10 protein-coding genes are annotated in these 13,282 nt (G+C 64.0%); 4 read left to right on the top strand and 6 right to left on the bottom strand.

Going from position 1 to position 13,282, the window contains the following annotated elements; translation table 11 throughout:
• Positions 1-138 precede the first annotated feature (138 nt).
• From BN1124_RS00065 to BN1124_RS00075, 3 genes are all read right to left on the bottom strand, one after another.
• Positions 139-1,302: a trans-sulfuration enzyme family protein gene (locus BN1124_RS00065; protein ID WP_042637965.1), complete on the bottom strand. Its 1,164-nt coding sequence runs from the start codon at positions 1,300-1,302 to the stop codon at positions 139-141.
• 120 nt (positions 1,303-1,422) lie between these two features.
• Complete coding sequence (locus BN1124_RS00070; protein WP_042637967.1) at positions 1,423-2,460, bottom strand: isopenicillin N synthase family dioxygenase; 1,038 nt, start codon at positions 2,458-2,460, stop codon at positions 1,423-1,425.
• 412 nt (positions 2,461-2,872) lie between these two features.
• Positions 2,873-3,511, bottom strand: coding sequence for an NAD(P)-dependent oxidoreductase (locus tag BN1124_RS00075; protein ID WP_042637969.1), 639 nt, complete (start codon positions 3,509-3,511; stop codon positions 2,873-2,875).
• 100 nt (positions 3,512-3,611) lie between these two features.
• Between BN1124_RS00075 and BN1124_RS00080 the strand changes: the two genes are divergently transcribed.
• Positions 3,612-4,514 carry a LysR family transcriptional regulator gene (locus BN1124_RS00080; RefSeq protein WP_042637971.1) on the top strand — a complete coding sequence of 301 codons (903 nt, stop codon included), beginning with the start codon at positions 3,612-3,614 and terminating at the stop codon, positions 4,512-4,514.
• A gap of 174 nt (positions 4,515-4,688) precedes the next feature.
• Positions 4,689-5,600: an AraC family transcriptional regulator gene (locus tag BN1124_RS00085; protein WP_042637973.1), complete on the top strand. Its 912-nt coding sequence runs from the start codon at positions 4,689-4,691 to the stop codon at positions 5,598-5,600.
• Between the two features lie 15 nt (positions 5,601-5,615).
• On the opposite strand, the gene BN1124_RS00090 is transcribed toward BN1124_RS00085, so the two are convergent.
• Both BN1124_RS00090 and BN1124_RS00095 read right to left on the bottom strand, forming a co-directional pair.
• Entirely contained in the window at positions 5,616-7,139 is a 1,524-nt protein-coding gene (locus BN1124_RS00090; protein ID WP_048822910.1) for an EAL domain-containing protein, read from the bottom strand.
• Entirely contained in the window at positions 7,129-8,649 is a 1,521-nt protein-coding gene (locus tag BN1124_RS00095; protein WP_048822911.1) for a sensor domain-containing diguanylate cyclase, read from the bottom strand. The genes BN1124_RS00090 and BN1124_RS00095 overlap by 11 nt, the downstream gene beginning before the upstream one ends.
• A 467-nt stretch (positions 8,650-9,116) precedes the next feature.
• On the opposite strand from BN1124_RS00095, the gene BN1124_RS00100 reads away from it, so the two are divergent.
• Together BN1124_RS00100 and BN1124_RS00105 are read left to right on the top strand one after the other, a co-directional pair.
• Positions 9,117-11,261 (top strand): TonB-dependent siderophore receptor, encoded by a 2,145-nt coding sequence (locus BN1124_RS00100; protein ID WP_042637976.1) that lies wholly within the window; start codon positions 9,117-9,119, stop codon positions 11,259-11,261.
• 107 nt (positions 11,262-11,368) lie between these two features.
• Positions 11,369-12,160, top strand: coding sequence for a siderophore ferric iron reductase (locus BN1124_RS00105; RefSeq protein WP_042637978.1), 792 nt, complete (start codon positions 11,369-11,371; stop codon positions 12,158-12,160).
• Between the two features lie 105 nt (positions 12,161-12,265).
• On the opposite strand, the gene BN1124_RS00110 is transcribed toward BN1124_RS00105, so the two are convergent.
• The gene (locus BN1124_RS00110) at positions 12,266-13,210 is read right to left on the bottom strand and encodes a LysR substrate-binding domain-containing protein (RefSeq protein WP_042637980.1); all 945 of its coding nucleotides are present in this window, start codon (positions 13,208-13,210) and stop codon (positions 12,266-12,268) included.
• Between the last annotated feature and the right edge of the window lie 72 nt (positions 13,211-13,282).

Here is a 13,282-nt window from a genome sequence, read left to right on the forward strand (position 1 = left end):
GTGGTGCACTGTCATGTGAAAACCGAATTTATTGGTATAAAAAAGGGAAGGCTGAGCCTTCCCTTTTTGTTTTGTGCGCCTTTCGGTTCCCGAGTGCTTTCTCTACCGGCCGAGGACGCTTTAATAAGGCGTTCAGGGTCAGATCAGCGCCAGCGCCGCCGCCAGATCGGCGATCAGATCGTCCGCATCCTCCACCCCGATGCTGAAGCGAATGAGATCGTCATTCACCCCGGCCGCGAGGCGGCTCGCCTCGTCCATGGCGGCGTGGGTGGTGCTGGCCGGATGGCAGGCCAGGCTCTCGAGATCCCCGAGGCTCACCGCCTGCACGAACAGCTGCAGGTTGTCGAGCAGGGTGGCGCAGCGCGCAAAGCCCCCTTCCAGCTCGATGCTCACCATGCCGCCAAAGCCGCTGGCGAAGGCGCCGAGGGCATCGTGGCCCGGGTGGCTCGCCAGCCCCGGGTAGATCACCTTCTTCACCGCCGGGTGGGTAGCCAGGAAGTCGGCCACCTTCTGGGCATTGTGCAGATGGGCATCCATGCGCAGGGGCAGGGTCTTGACCCCGCGTTGCAGCAGATAGGCCTCCTGCGGGCCTATGGGGGAGCCGATGTGCTTGAGGGCCACGGTGCGGATGGACTTCATCAGGGCGTGGGAGCCCGCCACCACACCGGCGATGATGTCGCCGTGACCGCCGAGGTACTTGGTGCCGCTGTGCATGACGATGTCGATGCCAAGCTCCAGCGGGCGCAGCAGATAGGGGGTGAGGAAGGTGTTGTCACAGACGCTGATGGCGCCGACCTTGCGGGCCGCCTGTACGACGATACGCGGATCCACCACCTTGAGGGTGGGGTTGGTCAGCGTCTCGAACAGCACCACCTTGGTGGCGGGGCTGATGTTGGCCAGCAGATCCTGATCGCTGTCATAGGCGGTGACGGTGATGCCGGCGCGGCTGAAGGTCTGTTTGAGGAAGGCATCGGTGCCGCCGTAGAGCGGGCCTACGTAGGCCACCTCGTCACCGCTGTCCGCCAGGGCATACATGATGGCGCTCACCGCCGCCATGCCGCTCGCCACCACCAGCGCCTCGTCGGCCCCTTCCAGTGCCGCCAGTTTCTGCTCCAGCTCGGCGGTGGTGGGGTTGCCAAAGCGGCTGTAGATGAAACCGGGGGCCTGACCGGCGAAGCGCTCCTTGCCCGCCTGGGCGTTGAAGTAGCTGAAGGTGCTGCTCTGGTAGAGCGGGGTGGTGAGGGCGCCGGTCTGGGGATCGATACGTTGGCCGCTGTGCACGCTCATGGTCTTGAATTTCATCGTCTTGCTCCGTCATTGCCAGCGAGCTGGCGGATGTTCTCATGTCACTGTCGATGGGGCGAGGGTCTTGGCATCGCCCCTTGGGTCGGGATGGCAAAATGGGCCATCACCTCTTTATATTCAGGCGGGCAGGGCTTCCCGCCGCAGAGTGCCCTGCTCCTGTGAAGAAGGATAGTGGCGGGCCGCCACGTCCGGGTGGGAGCGCAGCCGACCCTTGAGCACGTTCTCCCCCACCTGATAAAAGAGCGGGTTGGTGGGATCGCTCTCCGGTCCCTGCGCCTGGGCTGCCAGCTCGGGTGAGAGCGACAGCAGCGGCACGGTAGCGTCCAGTCTTGCCGCCATAAAGAAGGCGCAGGAGAGGCGCGAGACCCCGGGAGGCGGGCTCACCACCCGGTGCAGGGTCGCCTTGAGGTAGCCGTTGGAGGCAAGCTCCAGCAGCTCGCCGATGTTGACCACCAGGGCCCCCGGCAGGGGCGGCGCGGAGATCCAGCCGCTGGCCGTCTCCACTTCCAGGCCGGATTGATCGTCCTGCATCACCAGGGTCAGGTAGCCCGGATCCTTGTGGGCGCCGACCCCCTGGTCGCTGCTGCCCACTTCCCGCCCCGGGTAGTGGATGAGCTTCATGTGCTGATAGGGGGCGCCGCGGATGCTGGCATCGAACACATCCGCCGGCTGCTCCAGCACCTCGGCGAAGGCAGAGAGCAGGCCCAGGGTGATGTCGGTGAGGCGCGCCTGCCAGTTCAGCAGTTGGGTCTTCATCCCGGGCAGGGCGGCGGGCCACTGGTTGGGGCCGGTCAGTCGCTGCCAGGGCTGGTGCAGCGCCTCCGCGCCGATCGCCGCCTCCTCGCCCATGATGTCAAACTGCTCGCGTCGGTCCGGTCTGGCGCGGGTCAGCTCGGCTCCCACCTGGTTGTAACCGCGAAAATGGGGGGAGTGCACCATCTGCACCCTGCGCTTCTCCTGCTCCGGCAGGGCGAAGAAGCTCGCCGCCAGTGCCAGGGTCGCCTTCTGGTCAGCCTCGCTCAGGCCATGGCCGGTCAGATAAAAGAAACCGACTTCCCGCGCCGCCTGGCCGAGCTTTGCCAGCATCTGGCGGCGAGCCTCGGGGGTGCCACTCAGGGCGGCATAATCGATGATGGGCAGTGATACGTTTTCCATGTGCATCTCCTCGCGGGGTCAGATCCGGGCGCCTCGTCCCGTTATCGGATAAAGGTGGGGTGCGCCGCCGGCGGCCCTGAGGCCGAGCACGAGCGGTCACCCACTGGCTTGAGGTGATACTACGATTCGGAGTTATAACGGCAAAACAACGAATTATTCTTAGTTATATACAAAAATCGAAATAGAAATCGAATCCTGTTCGGGGATGGGGGGCTTGAGCGGCATCCACGCCGTTTGGCGGGCGATCCGTTCGAGATGAATCTGGCGCTGGACGCTTTGGCTGACAGGGGATGAGCAGGCAGAGAAACCTGCTGCGGTAGGCAAAAAGAGACGAGGGAGGCATCGGCCTCCCTCGTTTTTATGGTGTTTCTGGCTATCCATGGACGTTGAGGGCCATGGGTCGGCGCGACTATCAGTAGCCCAGGGTGAAACGCTGGCGCAGGTGGGCCGGTTGCTCTACCTCGTTCAATACCCCGTCGGCCAGATCGCCGACGGTGATCCCGGCGGGTTTGTCACCGCTAAACAGCACCTGATCGCCGCCGAGCAGGTAACCGCCGCGCTTCTCGCCGGGTTCGAGGAACACGGGGGGAGAGACAAAGCGCCAGTCGAGGACGGCTTCACGGCGCAGCGCGGTGAGGCCGTCGCGGGCGGCCAGGGCCCCTTGCTTCCACTCAGCCGGGAAGTCCGGGGTATCCACCAGCTGCACGCCGGGGGCAATCTCCAGGCTGCCGGCGCCGCCGATGACCAGCAGCCAGCTCTTGGCCGCCACCGCCGCATGGACGATGGCGCTGGCCCCCTTGAGGTACTGCTCATAGATGTCCGGCACGCTCCAGCCAGGGTTGTAGGCACTGATCACCCGATCGTGTCCCTTGAGCGCCTCGGCCAGGGCCTCGGGATCCTGGGCGTCTACCGCCACGGCGCGAACCTGGGGATGGGGCGCAATCTTGCTCACATCGCGCACCAGGGCGGTGACGCTGTGGCCACGGTCGATGGCTTCGTTGAGGATGGCTGTACCGACAAAACCGCTGGCACCGATCAGGGCAATTTTCATGGGGATTCTCCTTCACTGTTGGAATGGGGCTATCCTACGCCCCCGAATGTGATTTAATAATCCTCTATAAAATGCATTCACTTGTAAGCTGGGTTTAATAATGGATCAGCTCAGACGCTACGCCATCTTCGCCGCCGTGGTGGAGGCGGGCACCATGACCGGGGCCGCCAAGGCCCTCGGCATGACCCCCTCCGCCGTCAGCCAACACATCAGTCAGCTCGAAAGCCTGCTCGGCCTCACTCTGCTGCACCGCTCCACCCGTCGCCTCAACCTGACCGAGGCGGGGGAGGTGGTGTGGCAGGGGTGCCAGGCCCTGCAACAGACCCTCAATCAGACCGATCTGCGCCTGTCCGAGGTGCGTGACAGCCTGCTCGGCGAGGTGCGGATCACGGCCCCGGTGGGCATGGCTGGCCAGCCCCTGGCGCGGGCGCTGTCGCCACTGTTGCAGGCCCATCCTGGCCTGTGCATCCAGATCATCGCCGACGATGGCAAGCGGGATCTCATTGCCGAGCGCATCGACGTGGCGCTGCGGGTCGGCACCCTGTCCGACTCCACCCTGGTGGCGCGTCGGCTGGGGCAGACCCGCATGCTGCTGTGCGCCTCGCCGGCCTACCTCGCCCGCAAGGGCACCCCGCGCAGCCCCGAGGATCTGCTGGTCCATGACTGGCTGGCGTCGGACCTGCTCGGCGGTGGCCTGATGCTGCTGGATGAGAAGGGGCAGGGCCACAAAGTGAAGCCCAAGCCCAGGGTGCTGTGCAACAACGTGCTGCCCCTGCGCCAGTTCACCCTGGCGGGGCAAGGGATCTCGCTGCAGCCGGAGGGGGAAATCGCGGAGGATCTCGCCTCCGGCCTGCTGCTCGAGCTGTTGCCGGGCTTTCGGGTGCCCCCCATGGAAATCCACGCCATCACCCCTCAGCGGGAGATCCCGGAGAAGGTGCGGCGGGTGATCGCCGCCCTGCGCCGCCACTTCGAGGAGGGGCAGGGGGCGCCGTCCCGGTCGTGAGAGGTGAGTGAAGGTCTCGAATGGCCAAGGGGCTCTATCCAGCTGGAGAGGGGCGGCGCCCTGGCGTGCAGGCTGGCGGCCAGCAGAGGACTTGCCGCCAGGGCGGCGGCCATGTTTAATGTGCACTTCCTGAACGGAGGCTGAACCTTCGCAGGCAGAGACCCCGAATCCACCATGACAGCAAGCATCCCCCTCGCGCATCCCGGCCAGGCACCACAGGCCCGGGCCCATTTCACCCGCATCGAGCGGGTGCTCGACTACATCCATGCCCATCTGGATGAGCCCCTCTCTCTGGAGCAGCTGGCGGAGCAGAGCTGCTGGTCCCGCTGGCAGTTGCAGCGGGTATTCCTGCACGAGACAGGGCTGACCGTGGCCCACTATGTGCGGGAGCTGAAACTGAGCCAGGCGGCAGAGGCGCTGCTCTCGAGCCGGCAGCGGGTGCTGGATCTGGCGCTCTGTTATGGCTTTGGCTCCGAGGTGAGCTTCAGCCGCGCCTTCAAGCAGCACTTTGGCTGCTCGCCCCTGGCCTATCGCAAGCGGGGACAGCGGCTGGGTCTCTCCATGCCGCTGGTACGGGCCCAGACGCCGCAGGCCTGCGAGCCCAAATGGGTGCAGGTGCGGGTCGAGAGCCGGGCTGGTTTCGTGCTGCACGGGATCAAGGGGGAGATCCGGGGACTGTTTGCAGCGAATCCCGACTTCCATCAGACGGTGCCCGCCATCTGGCGCGCTGCCCAGGCGGCCGGGGGCTTGCCCTCGATGGGGGAGCTGCTGGGGGTGGTGGACGTGTCGGCGGCGGGGGAGGCGCTGCCCTATTGGGCCGGGGTGGCGGCGACGGAAGAGGAACCTCTGCCCGCTGGGTTCGCCCGGCTGGCTATCCCGCCTCAGGAATATGCGGTGCTCAGCCACGTGGGCCCCATCCACCAGCTGGCAGAGACCCTCAACTGGTTCATCCTGCACTGGCTGCCCGGCTCCTGCTACCGGGGGCTGGATGGCTTCGAGCTGGAGTGCTACGGCCCCCACTTCAACGGGGCGCAGGCGGATGCCCGCATGGAGTACTGGCTGCCCATCGCCCCCTGCGAGGGATAAGCAGCCCTTCCCCCGCTATGTCTGGGGGAGAAAGTGCTGGCTGAATTCGGTCGGCGGCAGGGGCTTGGCGAAGTAGAAGCCCTGCTGAAAATCGATGTCATAGCGGCGCACCATCTCGACCTGGGCCGCGGTTTCCACCCCCTCGGCCACCAGCGCCACCTCCATCCTGCGGGCGAGATCCAGGATGTTCTCGACGATGAGGCGCGAGGGCCCCTCCTCCTGGATCCCCATGATAAAGCTGCGATCGATCTTGATGATGTCCACATGGAACATCTGCAGGTAAGAGAGGCTGGAGTGGCCCGTGCCGAAGTCATCGATGGCCACCAGCACCCCCATCTCATCCAAGGCGTCGAAGATGCTCAGGGTCTGGGCATCGCCCTCGAGCATCTCCCGTTCGGTGAGCTCCAGCACCAGCCGGATGTCGTGACCCGAGAGGGCCGCCAGGAAGGCGCGACACTCGGTCAGGATATCCTGGTTCTTGAAGTGCTGGGCGCAGACGTTGATGGCCACATGAAAGCCGGGGGGCAGCCTGTCGGCCACCCTGAGCAGATAGTCCAGGGTCTGCTCCATCAGCTGGCGGGTCATGGGTACTATGTAGCCGCACTCTTCCGCCAGGGGGATGAAGTGGCCGGGGGCTATCATGCCCTGCTCCGGGTGGCGCCAGCGCATCAGCACCTCGACGCCGCAGAGCTTGCCGTCCCCGCTCATGACAGGTTGCAGGAAGGGAATGAACTCCCGGGCCGCCAGCGCTCTTGCCAGCTCACGGCGCGGCGAGCCACCCCGGCCGCTGAGATGGAAGCTGAGCAGCCCCAGCAGCAGCGCCAGCACAGGCGTGGCGAGCAGGGTGTCTCTGTTGTAATCCCAGGCGAAGGCCAGGATCTGCGGGTAGCCGTTGAGGGCCACCAGCCGGTAGGGATGTCCTTCCAGCGGGCTCGACAGCAGCTTGCCCTCGTCTTGCAACAAGGGGGCGGCGGAGAGGGTCCTGCCATGACCGTCGAGGGCCCTGTCTCCCAGGATGAAGAAGAGGTTGTCCTCTCCCTTGACGGCCCGCAGGGCGCCGAAGATGTGAAAACCGTCCAGCTCGGCCAGCAGGGTGCGTTTGCCAAGCTGCTTGCGATAGAGGATGGCGGTCTGGTTGGTGATGGGGCTGTGGCTCGCCAGGATCAGCTCCTGCTTGCCAAAGAGGTAGTCCGGCAGATTCTGCGCCTGGATGGGTCTGTGCAGTGTGGTGCAGAGCAAGCGGTGGCCTTCCAGCACGTAGAGCGCGCGGGCGTAGGGAGAGGCGGTGATGAGATCCCGCAGCGCCAGGCTGTTCTCCTTGCAGGCGCGCCCGACCAGGGGACGCGCCGATTCGATCAGCGCCTGGCTGTCATCGATGGCGCCGTCGATCATCGCCTCGGCATGGCGCAGGCTGCGCTCGCTGTCCTTGCGAAGGCCCGCCGCCGCCTGCATCAGGTTGAGGGCGAGCAGGGCGATCAGCAGGCCAACGCCGAGCAGGGCGGCCAGACGCAGTCGTTGTTTGAGGGTTTCAGTCGGCATAGTGGACCCGGTTCTTGCCACTGTGCTTGGCCTCATAAAGGGACTGATCAACCTTCTCGATCAGCTGTGGGATGGATTCCTGTTGCCATTGGCCGAGCCCGGCGGAGAAGGTCACCACCAGATCCGCCTCACGCCACTGGCGGGTTGCTACCCGCTGGCGCCACTGATCCAGCAGTGCCATGGCCGCCTCCTTGTCCTGGCCGGGGATAAGGATGGCCAGCTCCTCGCCGCCATAGCGGTAGAGGTTTGCCCGTCTGCCCGCGCTTTGCACTCCCTCCTGCGCCACCGTCTTGAGCACCGAATCCCCCATCAAGTGGCCTCGTTTGTCATTGATGGCTTTGAAGTTGTCCAGATCGACCATGCCGAGGAAGAAAGGGTGGCCGCTGGCAAGGCAGGCAGCCAGATCCTGATCGAAGCTGCGACGATTGAACAAGCCGGTGAGGGCATCCGTGGTGGAGGCGGTGACGGCCTCCTGCATCAGCTCGTGACCGCTCTGGATCTCCTGGCGCAGCAGGTTGTCGGGTTTGTCGAGATCGATGCGCCCGACGCGCAACATGGCGACGATCTGGATGATCATCTTGTTGAAGGAGTTGCGCAGGGATCCCCAGCACAGCAGGCAGATCAGCAGGCAACCGGGGGCGGCGATCAGCAAGAGATCGGCATCGGCACGGCTGACCTGCTTGAATTCGGCATCGCTGACGGTGTAGATGACGAACCAGTCCGGATTGGAGAAGGAGTAGTAGTAGACATGGGACTGGCTCTTCTCATCGAAGAGGTGATCGGCGCCATTGGTCATCTTGTTGATGAGGGCGGGATCGACGCTGTGGCGAAACAGGTTGCTCACGTCGGAGTGCAGCAGGATGTCGCCGGCCCTGTCCACCACGTAGAACTCCCCCTTGAGCGGGCTCTTGAGCTGACGCAGGGGGTAGCTCAGGTGCTCGAGGTTGAGATCCATGGCCAGGGTGCCGAGCGGATAACCTTCCTTGCTGACGATGAGCTGGGAGATGGAGACGGTCTGCAATCCCGTTTGCGCATTGGTGTAACGATTGCTGTAACTGACGAACAGGCTGCGGGAGGTGGACGACCTGAACCAGGGGCGTTTGGTGGCATCGAAATCGGTGGCAACCGGCAGGAAGGGGACCGTATTGAAGTTGCCTTGCAGATCGGAGGCCACGATGCTGGTGATGTTCGGATTGATAGACAACGTTTGTATCAACACGGTGCGCAAAGGGGATTTTTCCTCGTCCAGAAAGGCCCCCAGCCGCTGCTCGTCGATGAAGTTGCTCGTCTCGTTGAGGGTGTATTCCAGCGGCTTGAACTGCTGCTCGATAAACTGGGTGGCCATGTTGTGGACGAACATGGCGGCCATCGAATGAGACGTCTGCTCGGCCGAGCGCTGGATCATGTAACTCACCGTCGCCATGCTGATGAGCATGGTCAGAATGACCACGCTGAAGGAGATATTGAGCTGGGTATTGCAGTGCAGGTCTTTGCTGATGATGCTGTTCATGGGCGCTACCTGGTGGCCTTGTATCGTCTCGAATAGGGCTGATTATAGGGGAGGGGAGTCTATAGTTGCCCCTGTCAACGGGGCTTGACCCGGATCAATTGGGTTGATGAAAAAAGAGCCATTACTCTATATTTGGTATCGCGAATGACCAATTCTGTCGCAGCTTCCGCTGCCTTATAAATAAACAGTAATCATTCGCGCTAAAAAATCGCAATAAAACCCTATAGATGACTACCCCCTTCGCGGCGGTCTCTTGCGGCCCCCCATGTTCCCTCCTGCGATGCGTGGTCGCTTGTGTCCCTTCCAGGTTTCTCCCCGCAATTCGCGGTCAAATGGCACCGAACAACCCCTTTTCTCTCCGTTTCCCCCGCCAACATGCCCCAAATTGTTAATTCAGGGGCAAAATAGAACAATAAAATGCAAATGATATTTGTTACCATTCACATGCAGTAGCAGTCGAGGATCAGATGCAACTTGTTCACCCCCCATTGACCGTGGTCGCCGCGACCATCTCCGCCCTGTTGGCAGGCTCTGCGCTGGCCGCCGCGCCCACCAGTTCGGACGCGGCGATCGCCGACGAGACGCTGACCGTGCTCGGCCAGACCTATCGCAACACCGCGACCAAGACCCAGCTCGACCCCATAGAGACGCCCCAGGCGATCTCGGTGGTGGACAGCGAGACCCTGGAGCAGCGTGGGGTCAGCTCGGTGAGCGAGGCGCTTCGCTATGTGCCCGGGGTCAACACCGAGCTGCGGGGTGGGGCGGTCAATCGGTTGGATCTGTTCAACATCCGCGGCTTTGACAACTACCAGAACTTCTATGACGGCCTGTTGCTGCAATACAACGAGTGGAACCTGCAACCCCAGATAGATCCGGTGGCCATCGAGCAGCTGGAAGTGTTCAAGGGGCCGACCTCGGTGCTCTACGGCAGCATGCCGCCGGGCGGCATGGTCAACCTCATCGCCAAGCGTCCCCAGCGGGACGCCAAACACAGCGTCAGCGTGGCCACGGGCACGGGGACCCTCAAGGAGATGAGCTTCGACAGCACAGGCGCCATCAACGAGCAGCTCGCCTATCGGGTGGTGGGACTGGCCCGCCAGAAGGACGGCCAGGCGGTGACCTCGGAAGAGGAGCGCTACGTGTTCGCGCCGTCGCTGGACTGGCAGCTCGGCGAGCGCACCCTGCTGAACCTCAACCTCTATTACCAGAAGGATCCCGAGGCGGGCATCTACACCACTGTGCCGGCCAGCGGCTCGGTCAAGAGCAACCCATTGGGGCAGCTTGGCAGCGATACCTTCCTCGGCGACGAGAACTGGAACGAGTACAACCGGGACGTGACCCTGCTCGGCTACAAGCTGAGCCACGCGTTCAACGACAACTGGCAGGTGCTGCAAAACGCCCGCTACATGGACGCCTCCGCCTATCAGCGCAACACCTATAACGCGGCCCTGGCGGCGGACAACCGCACCGTGGCCCGCAACGCCTATCTCACCGATGAAGCGTCGAAAGGCTTTGTGATCGACAACCAGTTGGCGGGCAAGGTGCAGACCGGCCCGGCCCAGCACAACCTGCTGCTCGGGGTCGATTACCAGTATCTGGATGCGCGCATCCTCTACCAGGACACGCTCGACTATTCCGCCCCCAGCATCGACATGTTCAACCCGAACCACAACCAGATAAAGCCGGATGCCCTGGTCTTCTCCTATGAGGATCGCAAGACCATTCGTCAGTCCCAGACCGGCGTCTATCTGCAGGATCAGGTGCGCCTGGATCGGCTGGTGGCAATCGGCGGCGCCCGCTACGACAGCTACCGGATGGACACCGACAGCCACGGCCTCTACCTGGGCGCGGCCAGCCAGTCGCTGGCCCAGATCGATCAGGACAACCTCTCCTTCCGCCTCGGCGCTCTGTATGAACTGGACTATGGCTTGTCACCCTATGTGAGCTATGCCGACAGCTTCGAGCCGGTGCCGGGGGCGGACAAGAATGGCAAGGCCTTCGAACCCTCGACCGGTCATCAGTGGGAGGGAGGGCTCAAGTTCCTGTCCGAGGACATGAGCAAGACGGCCACGATCTCGGCCTTCCACATCACCAAGCAAAACGCCCTGGTGACGGATCCGGACAACATCTACGGACCCAAGCTGCAGACCGGCGAGATCGTCTCCAAGGGGATCGAGCTGGAGGGGCGGATGGACATCACAGATCGGCTGGATCTGGCGCTGAGCTATACCCGCCAGGACATGGAGATCACCAAGGACACCACCGATCTGCAGGGCAAGACCCCGGTCTGGGTGCCCAAGCAGATGGCCTCCCTGTGGAGCAACTACTATGCCGGCGGCACGCTGCAGGGGATGCGGGTCGGCGCCGGCCTGCGCTACGTGGGTGAGGCCCAGCTCGATGCCGCCAATACAGATACTGTGCCGGATTATCTGCTGATGGACATGTCCGCCTCCTATGATCTGGCCGCCCTCAGCCAGAGCCTGAAAGGGGTGCAGGCGTCGCTTAGCGCCAGCAACTTGCTTAACAAGACCTACTACTCCTGCTACGACCAGAACAACTGCTGGTTCGGTGCCGAGCGCAACGTGGAGGCTCGACTCAAATACGCATTCTGACCCTGCGCCCCGGCCAAGTGCCGGGGCTTATTCACAAGCGATCGCCGCAGCGCGGCGATCGTCCTGCTGCCAAACCCCGTGTCGCCAGTCCCATGGGGTTTGGCAGCATGCGACCCGGCGCCGTTGCGGCTCGGCAAGAAGCCCCTGAGGACGCCGAGTTCGCTGCCCTGTGCACAGCGGCCTCGGCGCTTATCGGCTCCCTCAAGGGGAGGCTGGTGGAAGGCTCAGCGCCCTTGCTGAGCACCGCCGACAGCCCCATGACGCCCGCCGAGGTGGCGCTGACGCTGCACGATCACTGGCGTCTGGCGCACCCGGAGGCGGGCCCCGCCTACTGGCTGACCCGCAGCTGGGGCATGCTGTGCTGGCAATCCATCTATCTGGCCATGGTCGCCGTCTACCGCGTCGGCGCCGTGCCCGCCCTGGACAAGCTGGGGCAGGGCTATCAGGGTGGGCTGGTGTCCGGCTTCAGCCTGCCTCCGGTGCCCATGATCAAGGGAGAGCGGGAGGTACTGATCGAGGCGGCGGGTCGGCGGCTGCGCAGCCACTGGCAGCAGCTGTTCGAGCTGTTTGCCGGTGTGCAGCGGCTGCGGCCCGGTTTCATCCGCCCGCTGCTGGCGGACGATCTGCTGGCGGCCCTGGTGCGGGTACCCGATTTCTTCGGCGAGATCAGCCGGGAAGAGGTGGCTGCCCATGCGCCGCTCTGGCTCGCCGCCTGCGGCCTGCCCGCCGAGCACCTGGCGGGTTGGCGTCAGTCCGGAGATCTAGTGCCGGCCAGCGCCGCCCCCGGTTACGTGCGCCAGCGCTGCTGTCTGCACCACAAGCGCAGTGACGGCAGCCTGTGTGACAACTGCCCACGCCATTGTTGCCGTGATGGTGGTCAGGAGGATTGCGCCGACTGAGCCCAGCACCAGCAAGGGCCGGGCTGCGTACTCGCTACCGCTGATTTGATTAAGCCGCCCCATGGGCGGCTTTATTACTCTGGGGGTTGTGATACTTGCGCGGTACTATGGGGCAGTTGCCGCCGCCATCTTGCCGCGAATGCGCTCGAACAGGCTCTGCAGACAGGCCTGATCCTTGTCGGCGGCCCGCACGGCGCCATACATATGGCGGCGGATCCCCTGGCCCAGCGGGCGTGCCTCGAGCAGTCCCTGGCGCACAAACTCTTCGCTGGCCCAGCGCGGCAGGGCGGCGACTCCGAGTCCGGCTGCGGCCATCTGCAGCATGACGGAGGTGTTGTCCACCAGTTTGCAGCGGGCGGGCTCCACCCCAGCGGGTTGCAGGAAGCGGCTGAACACGTCCATGCGAGCCCGCTCCACCGGGTAGACCAGCAGCACCTCCCGTTGCAGATCGGTGGGACTGATGAGTGACTGCTGGCAGAGGGGGTGATCCGGCGCCATCACCAGATTGAGATCGAAGCCGAACAGCGGCTCGAAGTGCAGATCCCCCCGGGCCTGTACGTCCGAGGTGAGCAGCAGGTCGAGCTGGCCGCCGAGCAGGGCGCTGATGGCATCGAAGCCGGGCACCGACTCGACCTCCAGATCCACCCCGGGCCACTGGCGGCGAAAATCCGGCAACAGCGGCAGCAACCATTGGATGCAGCTGTGGCAATCCAGTGCCAGGTGCAGCCGGCCGGCGTCGCCGCTGTGCAGCGCCTGCAACTGCCGTTCGGTCAGGGTCAGGGTGGGTAGCACCTGGCGCGCCAGATTGAGCAACAGCTGGCCCGCCGCCGTCAGCACCAGGGGCCGGCTCTTGCGCAAGTAAAGCTCCAGGTTGAGGCGGGTTTCCAATTCTTTTAGCTGATGGGAGAGGGCGGACTGGGTGAGGTTCAAGGTCAATGCCGCCCCGGCCAGGGAGCCCTGCTCGGCCAGCGCGCTGATGGTCTTCAGGTGCTTGAGATCGATGCCCAGATTGCCGCTCTGACTGCCGGTGGTGGGGTGGGGTGCGGTCATGATGAGGCTCCTTGTTGCGTCCGTTGCAGGCTGACTTCCATTGGGTGAAGACCCCCTTGCGCGTCAGTTGAG

This window comes from Aeromonas eucrenophila, assembly GCF_000819865.1.
GTDB lineage: Bacteria > Pseudomonadota > Gammaproteobacteria > Enterobacterales > Aeromonadaceae > Aeromonas > Aeromonas eucrenophila.

Bases quoted from the DNA above. Each gene is read 5' to 3' on its own strand.
- BN1124_RS00065 (WP_042637965.1), bottom strand. From the start codon at position 1,302: ATGAAATTCAAGACCATGAGCGTGCACAGCGGCCAACGTATCGATCCC.
- BN1124_RS00070 (WP_042637967.1), bottom strand. From the start codon at position 2,460: ATGGAAAACGTATCACTGCCCATCATCGATTATGCCGCCCTGAGTGGC.
- BN1124_RS00075 (WP_042637969.1), bottom strand. From the start codon at position 3,511: ATGAAAATTGCCCTGATCGGTGCCAGCGGTTTTGTCGGTACAGCCATC.
- BN1124_RS00080 (WP_042637971.1), top strand. From the start codon at position 3,612: ATGGATCAGCTCAGACGCTACGCCATCTTCGCCGCCGTGGTGGAGGCG.
- BN1124_RS00085 (WP_042637973.1), top strand. From the start codon at position 4,689: ATGACAGCAAGCATCCCCCTCGCGCATCCCGGCCAGGCACCACAGGCC.
- BN1124_RS00090 (WP_048822910.1), bottom strand. From the start codon at position 7,139: ATGCCGACTGAAACCCTCAAACAACGACTGCGTCTGGCCGCCCTGCTC.
- BN1124_RS00095 (WP_048822911.1), bottom strand. From the start codon at position 8,649: ATGAACAGCATCATCAGCAAAGACCTGCACTGCAATACCCAGCTCAAT.
- BN1124_RS00100 (WP_042637976.1), top strand. From the start codon at position 9,117: ATGCAACTTGTTCACCCCCCATTGACCGTGGTCGCCGCGACCATCTCC.
- BN1124_RS00105 (WP_042637978.1), top strand. From the start codon at position 11,369: ATGCGACCCGGCGCCGTTGCGGCTCGGCAAGAAGCCCCTGAGGACGCC.
- BN1124_RS00110 (WP_042637980.1), bottom strand. From the start codon at position 13,210: ATGACCGCACCCCACCCCACCACCGGCAGTCAGAGCGGCAATCTGGGC.